This window comes from Arthrobacter sp. 05T444 (genome assembly GCF_056395905.1).
This window is the reverse complement of the sequence record NZ_JBFTKK010000004.1, coordinates 160,502-179,688: the sequence shown is the minus strand read 5'-3', so window position 1 is coordinate 179,688 and position 19,187 is coordinate 160,502. Positions and strand designations below refer to the sequence as shown.

General features: G+C 65.9%; 14 protein-coding genes and 1 pseudogene. 14 read left to right on the top strand and 1 reads right to left on the bottom strand.

Features of this window, described 5'->3' with window-relative positions; translation table 11 throughout:
• Window positions 1-102 precede the first annotated feature (102 nt).
• The 14 genes and pseudogenes from AC1DD3_RS06100 to AC1DD3_RS06035 all read left to right on the top strand — a co-directional run bounded on the left by AC1DD3_RS06100 (window position 103) and on the right by AC1DD3_RS06035 (window position 18,563).
• Window positions 103-381 (top strand): hypothetical protein, encoded by a 279-nt coding sequence (locus AC1DD3_RS06100; protein WP_476881192.1) that lies wholly within the window; start codon window positions 103-105, stop codon window positions 379-381.
• A 177-nt stretch (window positions 382-558) separates the two neighbouring features.
• Window positions 559-2,028, top strand: a complete 1,470-nt coding sequence (locus tag AC1DD3_RS06095) for a glycosyltransferase family 87 protein (RefSeq protein ID WP_476881191.1) — start codon at window positions 559-561, stop codon at window positions 2,026-2,028.
• A complete protein-coding gene (locus tag AC1DD3_RS06090; protein WP_476881190.1) occupies window positions 2,021-3,460 on the top strand; it encodes a phytoene desaturase family protein in 1,440 nt (479 codons plus the stop codon). Before AC1DD3_RS06095 ends, AC1DD3_RS06090 begins: the two co-directional genes overlap by 8 nt.
• A gap of 120 nt (window positions 3,461-3,580) precedes the next feature.
• Window positions 3,581-5,584: a penicillin-binding transpeptidase domain-containing protein gene (locus tag AC1DD3_RS06085; RefSeq protein ID WP_476881189.1), complete on the top strand. Its 2,004-nt coding sequence runs from the start codon at window positions 3,581-3,583 to the stop codon at window positions 5,582-5,584.
• Window positions 5,585-5,708: 124 nt separating this feature from the next.
• Window positions 5,709-7,391: an ABC-F family ATP-binding cassette domain-containing protein gene (locus tag AC1DD3_RS06080; RefSeq protein WP_476881188.1), complete on the top strand. Its 1,683-nt coding sequence runs from the start codon at window positions 5,709-5,711 to the stop codon at window positions 7,389-7,391.
• A 298-nt stretch (window positions 7,392-7,689) separates the two neighbouring features.
• Window positions 7,690-8,883 (top strand): MFS transporter, encoded by a 1,194-nt coding sequence (locus tag AC1DD3_RS06075; RefSeq protein ID WP_476881187.1) that lies wholly within the window; start codon window positions 7,690-7,692, stop codon window positions 8,881-8,883.
• Window positions 8,884-8,957: 74 nt separating this feature from the next.
• Window positions 8,958-10,460 (top strand): phosphatase PAP2 family protein, encoded by a 1,503-nt coding sequence (locus tag AC1DD3_RS06070; protein WP_476881186.1) that lies wholly within the window; start codon window positions 8,958-8,960, stop codon window positions 10,458-10,460.
• Window positions 10,461-10,601: 141 nt separating this feature from the next.
• On the top strand, window positions 10,602-11,546 hold the full coding sequence (locus tag AC1DD3_RS06065; protein WP_230119145.1) for an ABC transporter ATP-binding protein: 945 nt from the start codon (window positions 10,602-10,604) through the stop codon (window positions 11,544-11,546).
• Window positions 11,547-11,550: 4 nt separating this feature from the next.
• Window positions 11,551-12,438 carry an ABC transporter permease gene (locus tag AC1DD3_RS06060; protein ID WP_230119146.1) on the top strand — a complete coding sequence of 296 codons (888 nt, stop codon included), beginning with the start codon at window positions 11,551-11,553 and terminating at the stop codon, window positions 12,436-12,438.
• Window positions 12,439-12,612: 174 nt separating this feature from the next.
• The gene (locus AC1DD3_RS06055) at window positions 12,613-13,788 is read left to right on the top strand and encodes a sensor histidine kinase (protein WP_476881185.1); all 1,176 of its coding nucleotides are present in this window, start codon (window positions 12,613-12,615) and stop codon (window positions 13,786-13,788) included.
• A pseudogene (locus tag AC1DD3_RS06050) lies at window positions 13,785-14,493 on the top strand (response regulator). Before AC1DD3_RS06055 ends, AC1DD3_RS06050 begins: the two are co-directional and overlap by 4 nt.
• Before the next feature lie 95 nt (window positions 14,494-14,588).
• A complete protein-coding gene (locus AC1DD3_RS06045) occupies window positions 14,589-15,539 on the top strand; it encodes an intradiol ring-cleavage dioxygenase (protein ID WP_476881184.1) in 951 nt (316 codons plus the stop codon).
• Window positions 15,540-15,560: 21 nt separating this feature from the next.
• On the top strand, window positions 15,561-16,883 hold the full coding sequence (locus tag AC1DD3_RS06040) for a M18 family aminopeptidase (protein WP_230119150.1): 1,323 nt from the start codon (window positions 15,561-15,563) through the stop codon (window positions 16,881-16,883).
• A 258-nt stretch (window positions 16,884-17,141) separates the two neighbouring features.
• Window positions 17,142-18,563 (top strand): amino acid permease, encoded by a 1,422-nt coding sequence (locus AC1DD3_RS06035; RefSeq protein ID WP_230119151.1) that lies wholly within the window; start codon window positions 17,142-17,144, stop codon window positions 18,561-18,563.
• A 106-nt stretch (window positions 18,564-18,669) separates the two neighbouring features.
• Here AC1DD3_RS06035 and AC1DD3_RS06030 read toward each other — a convergent pair whose 3' ends face one another.
• Window positions 18,670-19,005, bottom strand: a complete 336-nt coding sequence (locus tag AC1DD3_RS06030; RefSeq protein ID WP_476881183.1) for a YnfA family protein — start codon at window positions 19,003-19,005, stop codon at window positions 18,670-18,672.
• Window positions 19,006-19,187 lie beyond the last annotated feature (182 nt).

The window sequence follows — 19,187 nt, the reverse complement described above, 5'->3', positions numbered from 1 at the left end:
TATGGCCATTCTCTGACAAATTAGATGGCTCTACTTGTCATGCCCGGAATTCTGCTTGATTTCCCTGTCTGAATTTGCCGAACCCGAATCAAAGGATCCACCGTGACTCCCAGCAGTAGCAGCGCCGCCCCCGCCGGCGCGGCGTCCCCCGTAGCGGCCCCGGCTGCGAACGTGTCCGCCAGGGGAAGCACCCGCCCCCGCCTCACCCGCCGACTGATCCGACACCGAAAGGAGGTGAATGCCATGCTTCGCAAGCTTCAAGAGCTTCTTTCCAGCCGAAACGAAGAGCTGGAGCAACCGCAGTTCAACGGCCAGCTGCTGGACCAGAACCGGGAAGACGTCTACACGCTGATGCATCAGCAAATGAGCAGCATGCGCTGAGTCCACGTCGGCACGATCCCTCCAATACGTTTCCGGTAAAGGGAGGTACTGATGGACTGCACTGCCCACAGCATTCGGCAGAGAGCCCGCGCGGCCACGCGCGGGCTCTCGCAGTTAAGCTTCACCCGCTCTTGAACGATCCGCTAAGAGGTACACGGCCCCGGTAAGCTCGAACCCATGCAGGAGACACAGCCGCCGCCCCATCGAAAGCGTGCGCGCGTGGTGGTACCCAGCCGCAGCGACCGTCTGCTGAAAAATTTCACTGAACTTGTCGGCGGCCCCTTAGGACAGCGGTCAGCACCGGGTATCGTCTCCCCCGGCTTTTTCACGGTGGAACGGGTGCTGATCATCCTCACCGTGGTGGCAGCCCTCGCCGGGATTCTCATCAAGGACTATTGCCGGGTCAACGGATGGGCAACCCCATCGCAGTTTTACTCCACCTGCTATTCCGACTTTCCGGAGCTGTTCCGCAACCGAGGACTGGGCGACGGCGCCTTCCCCTTCTTCACCCAGGGCACCCTTTTTGAGTACCCGGTCCTGATGGGACTCATCGCCGGAGCAACGGCCTGGCTTGTCCCGGGCAGAGGGGCTACGGATTCGCGCGTCCTGGGCTACTTCGATGTCAACGCGACGCTGATTGCGGCCGTTTGGATCGTCACTGTCCTTGCAACGGCCCGGATGACCCGCCGCCGCCCGTGGGACGCCGCCATGGTGGCTTTGGCGCCGGGAATCGTCTTGGCCGGTGTGATCAACTGGGACATGTGGGCCGTGGCAATGCTGGCTCTCGGCATGTACTTCTTCTCGAAGGAGCGGCTGGTCCTCGCCGGGATCCTGATAGGCCTGGGGACTGCCACCAAGCTGTACCCGGTGCTGGTCTTCGGTGCGATCCTTCTGCTGGCCCTGCGCACCGGAAAGATCCGGGCTTTCGTCATTCCCGCAGCGGCGGCCGCGGCTGCCTGGCTGGCCGTCAACGTTCCCTTTGCCGTGAAGGACCCCGCCGGCTGGAAGTATTTCTTCGAGTTCACGCAGGACCGCCCGGCCGGATTCAGCTCTCCCTGGTTCGCATACAACCTCGTGGCAGAGCGTGTCCGATGGACCATACTCACGCCCGAGGCCATCAACACCCTAGCCCTGAACCTGTTCCTGCTCGCCTGTGTTCTCATCACTGTTCTGGCGCTCACCGCACCCCGGCGTCCGCGTATCGCGCAACTGACGTTCCTGATCGTGGCCGCCTTCATCCTGACCAACAAGGTGTATTCCCCCCAGTTCGTGATCTGGCTGGTCCCGCTGCTGGCCCTGGCCCGGCCCCGTTGGCGGGACTTCCTGGTCTGGCAAGGGATCGAAGGGCTGCACTGGGCTGCCATCTGGATGTATCTTGGCCAAGTGACCAGTGGCGGCGTTTCACAGCACAACATCGACATGCCTTACTACGTTCTGGCCGTGGCGGGACATATGCTTGCAACGGCATATCTTATGGCGCGCGTGGCAATGGATGTCTGGGACCCCCGATACGACCCTATCCGCCGCCATTTCATGGATGACCCTCACGGCGGGCCTTTCAATAACGCCATTGACCGGCTTCGGCTGGATCCCCTGCGTCCCTCAGCATCTCTGCTGCCTTGGCGGACGGCTGCGCGCGATGCCTGACGTCGCCGTCGTCGGTTCCGGACCCAACGGCCTCGCAGCAGCCGTGGTGATGGCCCGCGCCGGGCTGAAAGTGCAGGTCTACGAGGCTGCGGCGGAGATTGGCGGCGGAACCCGGACATCGCAGGTGATTGAGGCCGATCACTGGCACGATGTCTGTTCTGCCGTCCATCCCATGGCGCTTGCTTCCCCGTTTTTCAAGGCCTTCGAGTTGCCACGCCGCATCGAGCTTGCCCTGCCCAAAGTCCAGTTTGGCTCGCCGCTCGACCGCGGGCGGTCAGCGCTGGCCTACCGCTCCCTGGACCGTACCGCTGACGAACTGGGCCGAGATGGCCACGCCTACCGCCGGCTCATGGCTCCGCTGGTCCGGCACCTCGACGGCATCGTGGAAACCACCTCGGACCAGTTGCTGCGCATCCCGGCTCATCCATTTTCCGCCGCAATCCTGGGTCTTAGGACGTTGGAACAGGGCTCACCGCTGTGGAACCTGCGGTTCAGAGGGGATCTGGCACCTGCTTTGGTCAGTGGTGTGGCGGCCCATGCCGTGGCGCGGCTGCCGTCCCTAGCCGCGGCGGGCGCGGGCCTGCTGCTGAATGCCCTTGCGCATGCGGACGGCTGGCCCATTCCAGTGGGCGGATCAGCGGCGATTGCCGCTGCCATGGCCGAGGATATTCGCGCGCACGGGGGCGAAATCCATACTGGGGTCACGGTGTCCTCACTGGCGGAGCTACAACCTGCCAAGGCCGTCCTGCTGGACGTGGCGCCACCGGCCCTGTCCAGAATCGCGGGCAGCAGGTTGCCGGCATCGTATCGCCGTGCCCTGGAGTCCTTCCGCTTCGGCAATGGTGCCTGCAAAGTGGACTTCATCCTCTCAGGACCTGTTCCGTGGGCCGCCCCGGGACTGGCCGACGCCGGCACAGTCCACGTAGGCGGCACGCGGGCCGAGACGGCACAGGCTGAACACGACGTCGCCGCCGGCAGGCACCCGGAGCGGCCGTACTTGCTCGTGTCACAACCCTCCCCCTTTGACTCCAGCCGGGCCCCCGGCGGCCGGCAAATCCTGTGGAGCTATTGCCACGTTCCTGCAGGCTCCACGGTGGACATGGGCGAGGCCGTGATAAATCAGCTGGAGCGATTCGCGCCGGGGTTCAGGGACGTGGTGCTCAAATACAAGGTGACTACTGCCGCCGAATTGGCCGCGTATAACGAGAACTACGTCGGCGGCGATTTCAGTGCTGGGCTTCTGGACATCCGCGGACTGCTCCAGCGTCCTGTGGTGTCACCGGTCCCGTGGCGGACCCCTGCCCGCGGCGTCTACCTGTGCTCCTCGTCCACGCCGCCTGGCCCCGGCGTCACGGGGATGCCCGGTTTTCATGCAGCAAAGTATGCCCTCAAGGACATATTTGGCTTGGATGTACCGGCGCTGGGCGTCTGACAACGTTTTAATGCTCACCGCGCCTCACGCGCGCCTTGAGGGTCGAGGGTTGAGTCGACTCCTGCCCGCCCACCGGCGGTGTGACAGGCGGTGGGCTGCCGGAAGGGGCATAATGGCGCAGTGGGGAACTCAAAAAAAATTTCACTTGCTCTCATCGGTCTTATTCTTGGCACGTCGTTGGTGGCCTGCGATGACGGCCGCGGCGGTGCCGAAGCGGCCGCAAAGCAGCTGGCATCGGCCGTGGCGGGGCTGGATCTCCGCCCCGTTGCATTCGATGGCCGGGACTCTTCCGTGGCCAACGACCAGCTGAAACAGGTGTTCAAGGCCCTCGAGCCTGCCAAGCCGTCCGTGGAAGCGGGAGAACTCAAGCTTGACGGAGACACGGCCAGCTTTCCGCTGAGCTACAGCTGGAAGATCGACTCCGGCGAATGGAAGTACACCGTTTCTGCCGGGCTCCGGAAGTCCGCAGACAAGTGGCTCACGGTCTGGTCTCCGGGCATGCTTGTGCCGGACCTCGTCGAAGGGGAGATCCTCAGCAAGTCCACACAGTCCCCGCAGCGCGCGGACATCCTGGGCGCGCAGGATGCCCAACTCGTCACCTACCGCCCCGTGGTCAACGTCGGCATCGACAAACCACAGCTCGGCACCGCGGCTGCGGCCGATTCAGCCACCAAGCTGGCCAAACTCGTGGGTATCGACCCCGCGGCCTACGCCCAGCAGGTTGAGGCCTCCGGACCGGAAGCCTTTGTTCCCGCCATCACCCTCCGGGACACCAACAGCCGCACCGTCACCGACGCCCAGATCGAGGCCATTCCCGGCGGCCGCGCCATCCCCGACAAGCTGCCGCTCGCCCCCACCCGCAACTTTGCCCGCGCCATACTCGGCACCGTCGGCGAGGCCAGCGCAGAACAGATCGAAAAGTCCGACGGCGCCCTGACCGCCGGCGACGTCACAGGCACCGGCGGTTTGCAGCAGCAGTACGACGAGCAGCTCCGTGGAACGGCCGGCCTTGCGATCAGGGTGCAGCGCGCGGATCTCACGAGGGAAGAGATCCAGGCCGCCCCGACCGATCCGCGCCGCACCGTCTTCGAGATCAAGGCGACCGCCGGAACGCCGCTCAAGACTACTCTCGACCCAAAGCTGCAGCAGCTCGCGGAAGACACCCTCGCGGACATCAAGCCTGCCTCCGCCATCGTGGCCCTCCGTCCGTCCACGGGAGCCGTGCTGGCCGCGGCGTCCGGCCCCGGGAGCAACGGCTACAACACCGCAATGCTCGGCCAGTACGCACCCGGCTCCACCTTTAAGGTGGTGGACTCCCTGGCCATGCTGCGCAACGGGTTCACCCCAGATTCAACGGTGGAATGCACGCCGACGCTGACGGTGGATGGACGCAAGTTCAAGAACGCGGAAGGCTATCCCGCCGATTCGCTGGGCTCGGTGACACTGCGCGACGCCTTTGCCCACTCGTGCAACACGGCCTTCATCTCAGTACGGGAGAAGGTGTCGCAGGCGCAGCTTGAATCAGCGGCAACGTCCCTGGGCGTGGCGGTTGAGGCCCCGAAGCTGGGGGCTGATGCCTTTCTTGGTTCCGTTCCCGGTGAGGCCGAGGGTACCGAGCACGCGGCGGCCATGATCGGCCAGGGCAGGGTGCTGATGTCCCCGCTTTCCGCTGCCATCATGGCCGGCTCAGTCGCCAAGGGCGCACCGGTGTCGCCGGTGCTGGTCCTCAACCCGGACGTCACCCCGGGTGCCTCACCCGCCGCCAGCGGAGCGGCAGGCACGCAACCCGCAGAAGGCGCGTCGCCGTCGTCGACCGTCACGGCAGAGGCTCCCGCGAAAAATGCGCAGACTCCGGTGACCAAGGCGGAGGCCGCTTCCCTCGCCGACATGATGCGCGCGGTGGTGACCTCCGGACATGCGGGCTTCCTGGCTGATGTGCCGGGCGAACCCGTGGGCGCCAAGACCGGCACAGCGGAGTTTGGCGACGCCAAGCCGCCGAAGACGCACGCCTGGATCATCGCAGTACATGGTGACCTGGCTGTGGCGGTCTTTGTTGAAGACGGCGGGCTGGGCGCCACCACGTCCGGGCCACTCCTAAAGAAGTTCCTGACTGCCGCCGGCTGATCCGAACGCTCCCGCAGCTCCCGCAACGTTCCGCGAAACCCTCCTGCAGCGAACGCAGGAGGGTTTGGCCGTCTGGTGACGGGACGTGCGGGAGCGTAGGAGTCAGCCATGGGAAGATTGCCGGGTGGCCCATATTGACGTTTCCGGCATCGACTACTTCCTCTCCGACGGCACCCAGCTGCTCAACGGGGTGACCTTCAAGGTCCCCGACGGCACCAAGACAGCCCTGATCGGCCCCAACGGCACCGGAAAAACCACACTGTTCCGCATCATCGCCGGCGATCTCATTCCGGACGAGGGCGTGATCGGCCGATCCGGCAACATGGGTATCATGCGCCAGTTCGTGGGCCAGGTCCGGGATGATTCCACGATCAAGGACCTCTTGGTTTCTGCCGCCCCGGCGGCACTGGCGGCCGCTGCCCGCGCCGTGGACGACGCCGAGCTCGCCATGATGGAGCACGACGACGAACCCACCCAGATGCGGTACGCCCAGGCGATCGTCGACTGGGGAGACGCCGGCGGCTACGACGTCGAGACCGTCTGGGACGAAGTCTGCATGGCCGCGCTGGGACTGCCGTTTGACCGCGCGCAGCACCGCCCGGCGTCGAGCCTTTCCGGCGGCGAGCAGAAGCGCCTGGTGCTGGAGGCGCTGTTCGCGGGCCCTGATGAGCTGCTGCTCCTCGACGAACCGGACAACTACCTCGACGTCCCGGGCAAGCGGTGGCTCGAGGGAAGGCTCAATGAGTCGAAGAAGACCGTATTCTTCATCAGCCACGACCGCGAGCTGCTGAACAACGCTGCCGGCCGCATCGTCACCCTTGAGCCGGGCATCAACGGTGCCGGTGCCTGGGTACACGGCGGCGGCTTCGGGTCGTACGTGGAGGCACGCGCCGACCGCAATGCCCGCTTCGAGGAGCTCCGCAAACGCTGGGACGAGGAGCACATCAAGCTCAAAGAACTCGTCAACATGTACAAGAACAAGGCGGCATTCCGCTCGGACATGGCCAACCGGTACCACGCCGCCCAGACGCGCCTCGCAAAGTTCTTGGAGGTCGGGCCGCCCGAGGCGCTGCCCATCGAGCAGAACGTGCGGATGCGTCTCAAGGGCGGCCGCACGGCCAAACGCGCCATCGTGGCCGAAAAGCTCGAACTGACAGGCCTCATGAAGCCGTTCTCCACCGAAATCTGGTTCGGGGACCGGGTGGGCGTGCTGGGCTCCAACGGCTCCGGTAAATCCCACTTCCTGCGGCTGCTCGCCACCGGGGGCACCGACCCGGAGCGCGAACACCTGCCCGTGTCCGACGTCGAAATCGCCGAAGTGCCCCACGAAGGAACCGTAAAACTCGGCGCCCGCATCCGCCCCGGCTTCTTCGCGCAGACCCACGTGCGGCCGGACCTGCTCGGCAAGACCCTGCTGCAGATCCTGCACCGCGGCGACGAACACCGCTCCGGACTGGCGCGCGAGGCCGCCGCCGGAGCGCTGGACGGCTACGGGCTCGCAGGCCAGTCCGAGCAGAAATACGAGTCGCTCTCCGGCGGGCAGCAGGCGCGGTTCCAGATCCTGCTGCTGCAGCTCTCCGGTGCCACGTTGCTGCTGCTGGACGAGCCCACCGACAACCTGGACCTGCATTCCGCAGAGGCCCTCGAGCGGGCCATCGACCACTTTGAGGGCACAGTCCTCGCTGTCACCCACGACCGCTGGTTCGCCCGGACTTTCGACCGCTTCCTGGTGTTCGGTTCCGACGGGCGCGTCTACGAATCCGCGGAGCCGGTCTGGGACGAAAAGCGCGTGGAGCGCGCCCGCTAAGCACGACGCTCTCTCACTTTCTGCACGTTTTGTGCCAACGCTCTCTCACACGGTGAGGGAGCGTTTGGCGTTATTTGCGACAAGTGAGAGAGCGTTGGGGATGTGGCTGCAGGGAGTGAGAGAGCGTTCGGGATGCGGCGGCAGGAAGTGAGAGAGCGTTGGGGATGTGGCTGCAGGGAGTGAGAGAGCGTTGGGGATGGGGCGGCAGGAAGTGAGAGAGCGTTGGGCACCTGCTGAATCCCGAGGTGGACCCGGGTTTCGGCACGCCCAGCCAGCGACCTTTGGCTAGAGTTGTCGAATGACTTCCACCCAGCAGATCGCCGACCGGCAGGTCTCCGCCGCAGCCGTTGCCACATTCATTATTTTCGGCGCCAACGGCCTGGTCTTCGCCAGCTGGGCGGCCCGGATTCCGGCGGTCACCGAAATCCTGCACATCTCGTCCGGGCAGATGGGCACGCTTCTGCTGTGCACCGCCGTCGGCTCGCTGATCGCGCTGCCCACCGCCGGGCATGTCATCAGCAGGATCGGCACGGCCAACAGTGTCCGGGCAAGTGGCTTGCTGGCGGCGATGGCGGGTGTGGGCATCGCGATCGCGCTGCTCGCGGAGTCTGTTCCGGGTACTGCCGTCGCGCTCTTCTTTTTCGGCATGGGCGTCGGTCTGTGGGATGTTTCCCAGAATGTCGAAGGGGCCGACGTCGAGCATCGCCTCCGCCGGACGATCATGCCCAAGTTCCATGCGGCTTTTAGCGGCGGGGCTTTCTTGGGTGCACTCATCGGTGCGGGGCTTTCCGGAGTTGGCGTGGGCCTGCCCGAGCACCTCCTGGTCATCGCAGCCGCCGTTGCCCTGCTGACCTTCATCACGCCGCGCTACTTTCTTCCCCATGAAGCACCGCAGGTGCCGGACGCCGGTGAATCCAAACCGGCCCGCGGTCCGTCCGCCTGGCGAAATTCCCGCACTTTGCTGATCGGGGTAGTGGTTCTCGGTGCCACTCTGACCGAAGGGGCGGGCAACGACTGGATCGCCAAGGCATCGGTGGACGGCCTCGGCACGACGGAGTCCACCGGGGCGCTGCTCTTCGCACTCTTTGTGCTGGCCATGACAGCCATGCGCTTTTTCGGAGGCGGCGTCATCGACAGGTACGGGCGGGTGGCCGTGCTCCGGGCGAGCATGGCCGCGGCGGCTGCCGGCCTCGCGCTGTTCGTCTTCGCGGGCGACGTTTGGCTTGCCGCCGTGGGTGCCGCCCTGTGGGGAGTCGGGGCAGCCTTGGCGTTCCCCATGGGAATGTCCGCCGCCGCCGATGACCCCAAGCACGCCGCTGCGAGGGTTTCGGTGGTCTCCACCATCGGCTACGTGGCGTTCCTCGCCGGCCCTCCGCTGCTCGGTTATCTGGGCGACCTCACCGGTATCCACCTGGCGCTCCTTGCCATCGGCGCACCGATCCTGGTGGCGCTGCTGCTGGCCGGAGCCGCGAAGCCGTTGTCCTCGAGGTAATGAACCTCGAAGGAGCGAACCGCGGCCCGGGCGGGCCAACGCCCAGCCCCGCACCCCGGCGGTAGGGTGGGCTGATGCGAAGAATGCTGCGACGGGGCCCGGGCTGGGTGGCGGGGATGGACCGCGCACTGATGCGGGCGGTCTCGGGATTTCCAGGCGGGCATCATGACACCTTCTTCCGCCGGCTTTCCGCGTCAGCGAACAAGGGCAAGCTCTGGTTCGGTGTGGCCGCCGTGGCCGCCCTTGTTCCCGGACGCACAAGGAGGGCCGCCGTTCACGGGCTGCTCGCACAGGGCGTGGCTTCGGCCGTCACCAACATCGTCTTCAAGACCCTGCTGCCCCGCACCCGCCCGCTGCCCGAGCACCTGCCGGTTTTCCGTTTCGTCCATCCCCAGCCCACCAGCTCCTCCATGCCGTCCGGCCATTCTGCGTCGGCAGTCGCTTTCGCCCTCGGGACAGGACTCGTCCAGCCGGTTCTGGGCGCGGCGGTGGCGCCCGTTGCTGCCGGAGTTGCATACTCCCGGGTGCATACAGGGGCTCATTGGCCGTCAGACGTCCTCTTCGGCTCGGCCATCGGAGCCGGGGCCGCCCTCATCACCAGGAAATGGTGGCCCGTCCGGCCCCCGTTCCCGCCCACTACCCGCACGTGGATCAAGACGGCCCAGGTGCCCAGCGGCGAGGGCCTGAGCATCGCGGTGAATTCGTTGGGGGGTTCTTTCACGGAGGAGACCGCGGAGGCCCTTCGGGAAGTATTCCCGCTTGCACATATAACCACGATCGCGCCGGACCAAGACCTGGCCGAACAGATAGAAACGGCGGCGACGCGGCCCGGGACGCGTGCGCTGGCGGTGTGGGGCGGTGACGGAACCGTGGGCACGGCCGCTGCGGCCGCCGTCGGACATGACCTTCCCCTGCTGGTACTGGCGGGCGGCACGCTCAACCATTTCGCCAGGGACGCCGGAACGCCCTCGCTCCAGGAAGCGGTCGAAGCCGCGGGAAAGGGCGAGGCGGCGCAGGCCGACGTCGGGATCGTGGCCGTGGAACGAGGGCTGGCGGACGACCCCGAAATGGTGGAGCTCATCATGCTCAACACCGCCAGTATCGGGCTCTACCCCAACCTGGTCCGCCGCCGCGAACAGCTGCAGCCGGCCTTGGGAAAGCCGCTGGCAGGGGTCGCGGCGATGTTCCGCACGTTCGCAGTGGAAAAGCCCGTCACGCTGATTGTGGACGGCGTCCGCCACAAACTGTGGATCATGTACCTTGGCCGGGGCCGCTACTACCCCAGGGACCATGCCCCGCTCTTCCGCCCGGTGCTCGACGACGGAGTGCTGGATGTCAGGATGATCACCGCCGACGAATCCTTTGCGCGCCTCCGCATGCTCTGGTCCGTGCTGACAGGCACCGTGGCCACCTCCAAAATTACCCACCTCAGGGAGGCCAGCCACGTGCGGCTTGAATGCGGAACGGTGCCCATGGTGCTCGCTGTGGACGGTGAAACCATGCCGGGTGTGCGAGCAGTTGAAATCACTCTCAAGCGCGGCGCACTGAAGTACTACTCGCCGCGTCCGAAGGACTAGGGGCTCATCCGTCCGGACTACGCCGGACAACCCTGATTCGCCCCTGAATCATCCCTGAGACCGGCGAATTCGGCCGTCCGCATCGGTAGCGTGGAACGTGCAGACCAATCAGCACTCCGCAGCTAGGCAAAGGACCGCTCCATGATCGAGGCACAAGGCCTGACGAAGGTCTACGGCGACAAAACCGCCGTCGGCGGCGTCGACTTCACCGTCCAGGCCGGACGGGTCACCGGCTTCCTGGGCCCCAACGGGGCCGGCAAATCAACCACCATGCGCATGATCATGGGACTGGACCGCCCGACGGCGGGAACGGTCACCGTGAACGGCGTCCCGTTCGCCCGGCACGTGGCCCCGCTCCGTGAGATCGGCGCCCTCCTGGACGCGAAGGCTGTCCACACGAGCCGGTCGGCCTACAACCATCTCCTGGCCATGGCCGCCACCCACAGCATCCCCAAGAAACGTGTTCACGAAGTCATCGAGATGACGGGCCTGGCCGACGTGGCCCGAAAAAAGGTCAAGGGTTTCTCACTTGGCATGGGGCAGCGCCTGGGCATCGCCGCCGCGCTCCTGGGCGACCCGCAGACCATCATCCTGGACGAACCGGTCAATGGCCTCGACCCCGAAGGCGTGGTGTGGGTCCGCAATCTGGTCAAGTTCCTGGCCTCCGAGGGCCGCACGGTGTTCCTGTCCAGCCACCTCATGAGCGAGATGGCGCTGACCGCCGACCATCTCATCGTGATCGGCCGCGGCAAGATCATCGCCGATGCACCCATCAAGGACATCATCACCGGCAAGGGACAGACCCGGACGCGGGTCCGCACGGACCAGCCCGACCAGCTTATGAACGTCCTCGCCGGAACCGGCGTCTCCGTTGAAGTCCAGGACCACGAACTGCTCGAGGTCAAGGGCCTGGACCCCCGCCAGATCGCACGGGCGGCGCTCGACAGCCGCGTCATGATCTACGAACTCACTCCGCTGCAGGCCAGCCTCGAAGAGGCGTACATGGAGCTGACCAAGGATGAGGTCGAATACCACTCGCTGATTACCACGGGAGTCCCCGTCCCCGTCCAGTCCGGAGGCAACTAAAGCCATGAGCACATCAACCGTCGCCCAGCCCGGCCCCCGCAGCGCCGGCCCCGCGCACTCCAGCAACGCCCGTACCGCCAGCCCGGGTCCTGGACCCAGTTTCTTCCGCGTGCTGAACTCTGAATTCATCAAGTTCCGGACGCTTCTGTCCACCCTGATCCTGCTCGCCGCCACCGCCGTGGTGATGGTGGGGTTCGGCGCCCTGTCCGCCTGGGGAACCGGCCAGTTCGCTGATGCGGCCGGCTCCGATCCCCAGGCGGCGGAAGCACTGGCGGCCCAGGGCGGGGACCTCGCAGTCACTGTCCCCACGTCCGGCATCGCCTTCGCCCAGCTCATCCTTGGCTCGCTGGGCGTGCTGCTCATGAGCTCCGAGTTCACCACAGGAATGGCCCGCTCCACGTTTGCCGCCGTGCCCAAACGGATCCCCGCGTTCGTCGCCAAGCTCGCCGTGGTGATGGTCAGCGCCTTCATCCTGACGGCCGTATCCACCTACGTTGCGGGCCTGGTTGCCGTGCCGATCCTGGACAACTACGGCCTGAAGCTGGATCTTGCCAGTTCCCAGTCAATCAAGCTGCTGCTCGTCAACAGTGCCTATGTGGCTGCCGTGGCCGCGATCGGCATGGCCCTCGGGACTCTGGTGCGGAACTCGGCCGGAGGCATCATGAGCCTCGTGGGACTGTTCTTCGTGGCACCCATCGCCTTCCAGCTGATTCCGGGCGACTTCTTCGTGGAAGCCCGCAAGTACCTGCCCGGCAACACGCTGACGCCCCTGACGGCCGTAGAGCACGTCCCGGACACCCTCGAAGTCTGGCAGGCCGGACTTGTCCTGGGCGCCTGGGTAGTGGTGCCGCTGGCCCTCGCCACGATCCTGCTGAAAATCCGCGACGTCTAGGGTCAGAGCCTAGGCTCGTTTCATGACTGAAGCTGTTCCACTGAAGGACGCGCCGGCCGGCCAGGGCGGCGCGTCCTTCGCCGAGATAGCGGCCAGGGCGGCGCGTCCTTCGCCGAGATAGCGGCCAGGCGCCGCGGCCGCCTGCGCCGCTACCTGCACCAGCATCCGCGCGTCATGGATGCCGTGGTGGTTCTCTGCTATCTCCTGCTGGTGACACCCACCATGGTGGACGCCGTACGCGCCGGGGTTTGGCTGGCAGCCGGGCTGCTCACCGCCGTCGCCCTGTCCTTGTTTCTCCGGCGACGTTATCCGGTTCCTCTTGTGGCGTTCATTGCGGCCGTGGAGGTGGCTGTCACCGTGCTGCATCCCTGGGGGACCAACGTTTCCGCCGGGCTCTGGTTCTCGCTTTACGCCCTCGCCGTGGTGCGCACCAGGCGGTTCGCCCTGGTTACGCTTGCGCTCGCGACGGCACCGCTGGCGCTGCTCTACTTCTTCGCGGCTGTGGGTCCGCTGGAGAGGGAACTGCCCGCCTCTGCAACGTCGCCCGAAGAGTTCCAGCTGATCTCAAGCATCGCGGCGGGCACAACCATCGCGCTCTCAAACGTTCTCGCCACAGGCATCGGAATATCGGTTCGCCAGCGCCGGGAACACGAACAGGAGATTGCCGCGTGGGCGGCCCAGGCGGCCAAGCTCGGCTCCGTCAATGAACGGAACCGGATCGCACGGGAAATGCATGACGTCGTGGCGCACTCGCTGACCGTCATGGTCACACTTTCGGACGGGGCCGCCGTGGTGGTCCGGAAGGATCCCGAACGCGCGGCAGAGGTCTTGGCAGAGATGTCCCGGACCGGGCGTACCGCCCTGGCGGATATGCGCCGCGTTCTCGGGGTCCTGCGCGACGACGCGTCCGCGGGGCAGGCGCCGCGCGAGCCGCTGGCTGCCGGGGACAACCTCGCCAAGCTCCTGGACGGGTTCCGTGCGGCAGGGCTTCCCGTGCACTACTCGCACACCGGACCCGCGCTGCCGGCGGATGCCGCGTTCCAGCTGACCGTCTACCGCATTGTTCAGGAGTCGCTGACCAACGTGCTGCGATATGGCAGGGCGCTGAGCCGCGTTGACGTTACGGTGGTCCGTGACCCGTCCACGGTCACCATCGAAGTAGTGGATGACGGCCGGGGCACCGGCTCCGCACCCACCGGCACAGGCGCGCTTGGTTCGGGGCAGGGATTGACGGGCATGAAGGAACGGGCCGGGATCTACGGGGGTACCGTGGAGGCTGGGCGGACCACCAGCGGCGGCTGGCGGGTGAAGGCTGTCCTGGCACTCAACGGCAACAAGGGGGAAGAATGAGCGACGCCGGACGCATCCGGGTTTTGCTGGTGGATGACCAGCCGCTACTGAGGATGGGCTTCCGGCTCATTCTGGAGGGCGAAGACGATCTGGAAGTGGTGGGCGAAGCCTCGGACGGGGCCGAGGCAGTCCGGGAGGTCCGCGAGCTCAAGCCCGACGTCGTTCTCATGGACGTCCGGATGCCGGTCCTGGACGGGATTGAGGCCACCCGCGCCATCACCGTCTCCGGCTCGTGCGCCAGGATCATCATCCTGACCACCTTCGACCTCGATGAGTACGCTTTTGCCGGGCTGCAGGCCGGAGCGTCGGCCTTTCTGCTCAAGGACGTGGCGCCGTCCGAGCTGGTCCAGGCCGTGCGGGTGGTGGCCAGCGGTGACGCCGTCGTCGCGCCCCGCGTTACCCAACGGCTCCTGGAAACCTACGTCCGTGGTGCGGCTGCCAACGCGCCGGCCGCGGCTGCCGCCACCCCCGCCCACCGGGATCCGCTGCTGGAAGCTCTGACTCCGCGGGAAACCGAAATGCTGGAGGCAATGGCCGAGGGCCTGTCCAATGCCGAAAATCGCGCACCGGTACTTCCTCTCGGAGGCCACGGTGAAGACCCATGTCCGGCGGATCCTCACCAAACTCCACCTGCGGGACCGGGTCCAGGCCGTGGTCTATGCCTACGAAACAGGACTCGTGACCCCCAGCAACCCGGACTACTGAACCGGCCGCCGGCAGGTACCGCCAGGCGCCCCGCGCACAGCTTCCGCACAGGATTGCCTTATGCGGGCCATAGCTGCCTGGCGTTTCATGGATCCATGAGCACATCACCCCGCACCCCCGACGTGCAGCACTCCCCGCACAGGCCGCATCCCGACCACGACCGTGGCCTCCAGTTCGACCTCACGACGCTGATGAGCAGGCGATCCCTGGGCATGTTCTTTGGCGCCGGCACGGCGGCTGCTGCGCTGGCTGCGTGCACGCCGGGTGGGTCGTCCGGTTCTGCGGGCACCACCGGAACCTCGGCGTCCGCGCCGGCCGGATCCACGGGCACGACGACGGCGCCCGCGGCTTCCGCCGCATCCTCCGCCAGTGCATCCCCCACAGCTTCCCCTACGGTGACCCGGGCGATCGCCGAGTGCGGTGTGGAGATCCCGCAGGAAACGGCCGGTCCCTACCCGGGCGACGGGTCCAACGGCCCGAACGTCCTCGAGGCCTCCGGCGTGGTGCGGCAGGACATCACGTCCAGCTTCGGTACGTCAGCCACGAAGGTCGACGGCGTACCGCTGACCGTCACGCTGACCCTGCTCGACAACGCCAACGGCTGCGTTCCGCTGGCCGGCGCCGCCGTCTACGCCTGGCACTGTGACCGGGACGGAAAGTACTCCCTGTACGATTCCGGGTTGGAAAACGAGAACTACCTCCGCGGCGTGCAGGAAGCGGACGCTAACGGGCAGGTCACCTTCAAGACCGTCTACCCGGGTGCCTACAACGGCCGCTGGCCGCACATCCACTTCGAAGTCTTTGAATCCATGAATAACGCCACAGCGGCCGGGCAGGTGCTGGCGGTCTCGCAGATCGCGATGACCGATGCGGCCTGCAAGGTGGTCTACACGTCCCCTGGCTATGAGACCAGCGCCCAGAATTTCCCCAACACCACCTTGCAGTCGGACAACGTCTTCGGCGACGACGGCGGCATCTACCAGCTCGCCACCATGTCGGGTTCAGTATCGGCCAGCTATACCGCAGGTCTCAACGTCACTGTCTAACGCGGCGCTAGACTCGGAGCCATGCCTCTCCACACCTCTGCCGCAGACCACATCCGGGACCTGGGCGACTATGTCAGCGCATCGCCGTCGAGCTTTCACGCCGTCCACGAAGCGGCGCGGAGGCTGGACGGGGCGGGCTTTACCGGGCTGGACGAGCTTGAGCCGTGGGAAGCGGCGGCAGGCAAGTTTTATGTGATCCGCGACGGCGCACTGATCGCCTGGGTGACCCCCGATGGTGCCGGCCCCACCACCGGCTTCAACATTCTGGGCGCGCACACGGATTCGCCGTCTTTCAAGCTCAAGCCCAAGCCCACCACCGGCAGGTTCGGCTGGCTGCAGGCCGGCGTGGAAGTCTACGGCGGACCCCTGCTGAACTCGTGGCTGGACCGCGAACTGCAGCTTGCCGGACGCCTGGTCATGCTCGACGGCACCCAGCACCTCACCGCCACCGGTCCGCTCCTGCGCTTTCCTCAACTCGCCATCCACCTCGACCGTGCCGTGAATGAGGGCTTGGCCCTGGACAAGCAGCAGCACATGAATCCGGTGTTCGGCCTCGGCGATCCAGCCGGGGAGGACCTGCTGGGACTCCTGGCCCAGCGTGTGTCCGGCGCCGGGACTGTTGACCCTGCGCAGATCGGGGGATACGACGTCGTCATTGCGGACACGCAGCCGGCTGCCGTTTTCGGGGCCAAGGGCGAGTTTTTCGCCTCCGGCCGGCTGGATAACCTCTCCGCGACGCACGCCGGGCTGATGGCCCTTATCGCCCTCGCGTCACGGCCGGGGGGCGGTTCCTCCACCACCGTACCGGCCCCGATTGCCGTGCTTGCTGCGTTTGATCATGAGGAAATCGGTTCGGCGTCGCGCTCGGGCGCCTGCGGGCCCGTGCTCGAGGACGTCCTGGTCCGCATTTCGGACGGGCTGGGGGCGTCGGTGAGCCAGCGGCGGCAGGCGTTTGCGGCGTCGTTCTGCGTTTCCGCGGATGCCGGACACGCTGTCCACCCGAACTATCCCGAGCGGCATGATCCCGTCAACCATCCCCTCCTCAACGGGGGGCCGTTGCTCAAGATCAATGCCAACCAGCGCTATGCCACGGACGCCGCCGGTGCCGCCCTCTGGGCACGGCTCTGCGGCGAAGCCGGCGTTCCCTACCAGGAATTCGTGTCCAACAACGTCATGCCGTGCGGCTCCACCATCGGGCCGCTGACGGCCACCCGGCTGGGCATCAGGACCGTGGACGTGGGGGTGCCCCTCCTGTCGATGCACTCCGCGAGGGAACTGTGCGGCGTGGAGGATCCGCACCGTCTTGCTAAGGTGACGGAACGGTTCTTCGCGGTTCCGGCATAGATGTGCCCGCTGGGCGAAGATTTCCGCTCCGTTACAAAAGTCCGCCCCAGAAAACTTGCGTTGACTATTAGTACTTCCCGTTGGAAGTCTGCCCGTTTTCCGGCGAGGCAAACTGTGCGACTGCATAAGTCTCTGCCCTTGGCTGCTCGCCTAGTGTGAAACGCATCATGTGGGACGCATCATGTGGGACGCGGCACACGCTCCTGCCGGCTCCGGCCCACACCCAAGATCTGAAATCAACAAGAGGACGGCGCATTCATGCACGCTGACCAGCAACTCTCGAAATCCCTGAAACCCCGCCACCTGTCCATGATCGCCATCGCCGGGGTCATTGGCGCAGGGCTGTTCGTCGGCTCCGGTGCCGCAATCCAGCAGGCAGGACCGGGCATCCTGCTTGCCTACACGGCCGCCGGAATCGTGGTCATCCTGGTGATGCGGATGCTGGGTGAGATGGCTGCCGCCAATCCCGAGACCGGATCCTTCTCCACGTACGCCGACAAGGCTCTGGGCAGTTGGGCAGGCTTCAGCATCGGCTGGCTCTACGCCTGGTTCTGGATCATCGTGCTCGGAATCGAGGCGACCGCCGGTGCCGCCATCATGCACCGCTGGGTTCCCGGCATCGACCAGTGGATCTGGGCCCTGCTCCTCATGGTCCTGCTGACACTGACCAACCTTGGCTCGGTGAAGTCCTACGGTGAGTTCGAGTTCTGGTTTGCCTCCATCAAGGTCGCGGCCATTGTCCTCTTCCTGCTCTTTGGTGTGGCAGCCATCCTGGGCCTGGTCCCCGGCGTTCCGGCACCGGGACTGAGCAACCTGACCGACAACGGCGGCTTCCTGCCGAACGGGCCGGGAGCGGTGCTCGCCGGCATCCTCGTGGTGGTCTTCTCCTTCTTCGGCGCCGAAATCGCCACCATCGCCGCCGGCGAGTCCGAGAACCCCGTGGATGCCGTGAAGAAGGCCGTGAAGTCCACCGTCTGGCGCATCTTGGTCTTCTACATCGGCTCCATTGCCATTGTTGTCACCCTGCTGCCGTGGAACTCAGCCAACGTCGCCAAAAGCCCGTATGTTGCGGTGATCGAACTGTTCGGCATCCCCGGCGCCGGCACCATCATGGACATCGTTGTGCTCACGTCCGTGCTGTCCTGCCTGAACTCCGGCCTCTACACGGCCAGTCGGATGCTCTTCTCACTCTCCCGGCGCGGGGATGCCCCGAAGTCCTGGATGAAGATCTCCCGCCGCGGCGTGCCGGCCGCGGCTGTTCTGGCCTCCACCGTGGTGGGCTTCATTACCGTGGGCCTGAACTACATCGCTCCGGACACCGTGTTCCTGTTTCTGGTGAACACCTCCGGTGCCATCGCGCTGTTCGTCTGGCTGGTCATTGCCGTGTCGCAGCTGATCCTGCGCCGCCGGATGGGTTCCGCCGCCAAGGACCTTGCCCTGAAGATGTGGCTGTTCCCCTACCTGACGTGGTTGGCCATCGGCAGCATCGTCGCGCTCATCATCGGCATGGTGATTCTCGAATCCACCAGGGAGTCGCTCCTGCTGTCAGTCGGCCTCGCTGCGGTCGTGGTCGGCATCGGCGTATGGCGTTACCGCAGGGGCAACGCGGAAAGCGGCCCTCTGGAAGCCGCCGTTCCGGAAACCGAAGCGGCCAGCGTGGGCGCAGAGCCGACGTCGTAGTCCGCGGTTGCAACGCGCAGCTTGAATACCCGAACCGTCCGCCCGGTGTGCCGTTAAGGCCCGCCGCGCGGACGGTTTTGCGTTGCCGTCGGCGGGTGAACAGCAGTCAGCCCTGTCGCGGCGCGAACATGATCAAAGCCACGCCCGCGAGGCACACAGCGGCGCCGATGAGGTCCCAGCGATCTGGCCTGAAGCTGTCCAGGATCACGCCCCAAGCCAACGAGCCCACGATGAATACGCCGCCGTAGGCAGCCAGGACACGGCCAAAATTGGCGTCGGGCTGGAGCGCGGCCACAAATCCGTAGATCCCCAGGGCCACGACGCCGAGTCCGGCCCACCACCATGCCCTGTCCTCCCGCACAGCCTGCCAGATCAGCCAGGCGCCACTGATTTCCGCGGCCGCGGCAAGGGTGAACAGCAGGACCGATTTCAGAATCGTCATGGCTCCAGTATTTCCTTGGGCGTGATTTATCCACAGCCGGCCGTCATGTGGCTGGAACCGTGGCCGTCTTCCCCGGGGTGCAGCGCCGGTCAGTACCGGCGTCACGTTTTCCACATAGGAGTCTCTGCTGCTGCACCCGCCGGCAGCAGCACGTTAGCCTCGAGTCAGAGCACGAATCGCGG

Coding starts and splice junctions, on each gene's coding strand:
- AC1DD3_RS06095 (WP_476881191.1), top strand. CDS start 559: ATGCAGGAGACACAGCCGCCGCCCCATCGAAAGCGTGCGCGCGTGGTG.
- AC1DD3_RS06090 (WP_476881190.1), top strand. CDS start 2,021: ATGCCTGACGTCGCCGTCGTCGGTTCCGGACCCAACGGCCTCGCAGCA.
- AC1DD3_RS06075 (WP_476881187.1), top strand. CDS start 7,690: ATGACTTCCACCCAGCAGATCGCCGACCGGCAGGTCTCCGCCGCAGCC.
- AC1DD3_RS06070 (WP_476881186.1), top strand. CDS start 8,958: ATGCGAAGAATGCTGCGACGGGGCCCGGGCTGGGTGGCGGGGATGGAC.
- AC1DD3_RS06065 (WP_230119145.1), top strand. CDS start 10,602: ATGATCGAGGCACAAGGCCTGACGAAGGTCTACGGCGACAAAACCGCC.
- AC1DD3_RS06060 (WP_230119146.1), top strand. CDS start 11,551: ATGAGCACATCAACCGTCGCCCAGCCCGGCCCCCGCAGCGCCGGCCCC.
- AC1DD3_RS06055 (WP_476881185.1), top strand. CDS start 12,613: ATGGATGCCGTGGTGGTTCTCTGCTATCTCCTGCTGGTGACACCCACC.
- AC1DD3_RS06045 (WP_476881184.1), top strand. CDS start 14,589: ATGAGCACATCACCCCGCACCCCCGACGTGCAGCACTCCCCGCACAGG.
- AC1DD3_RS06040 (WP_230119150.1), top strand. CDS start 15,561: ATGCCTCTCCACACCTCTGCCGCAGACCACATCCGGGACCTGGGCGAC.
- AC1DD3_RS06035 (WP_230119151.1), top strand. CDS start 17,142: ATGCACGCTGACCAGCAACTCTCGAAATCCCTGAAACCCCGCCACCTG.
- AC1DD3_RS06030 (WP_476881183.1), bottom strand. CDS start 19,005: ATGACGATTCTGAAATCGGTCCTGCTGTTCACCCTTGCCGCGGCCGCG.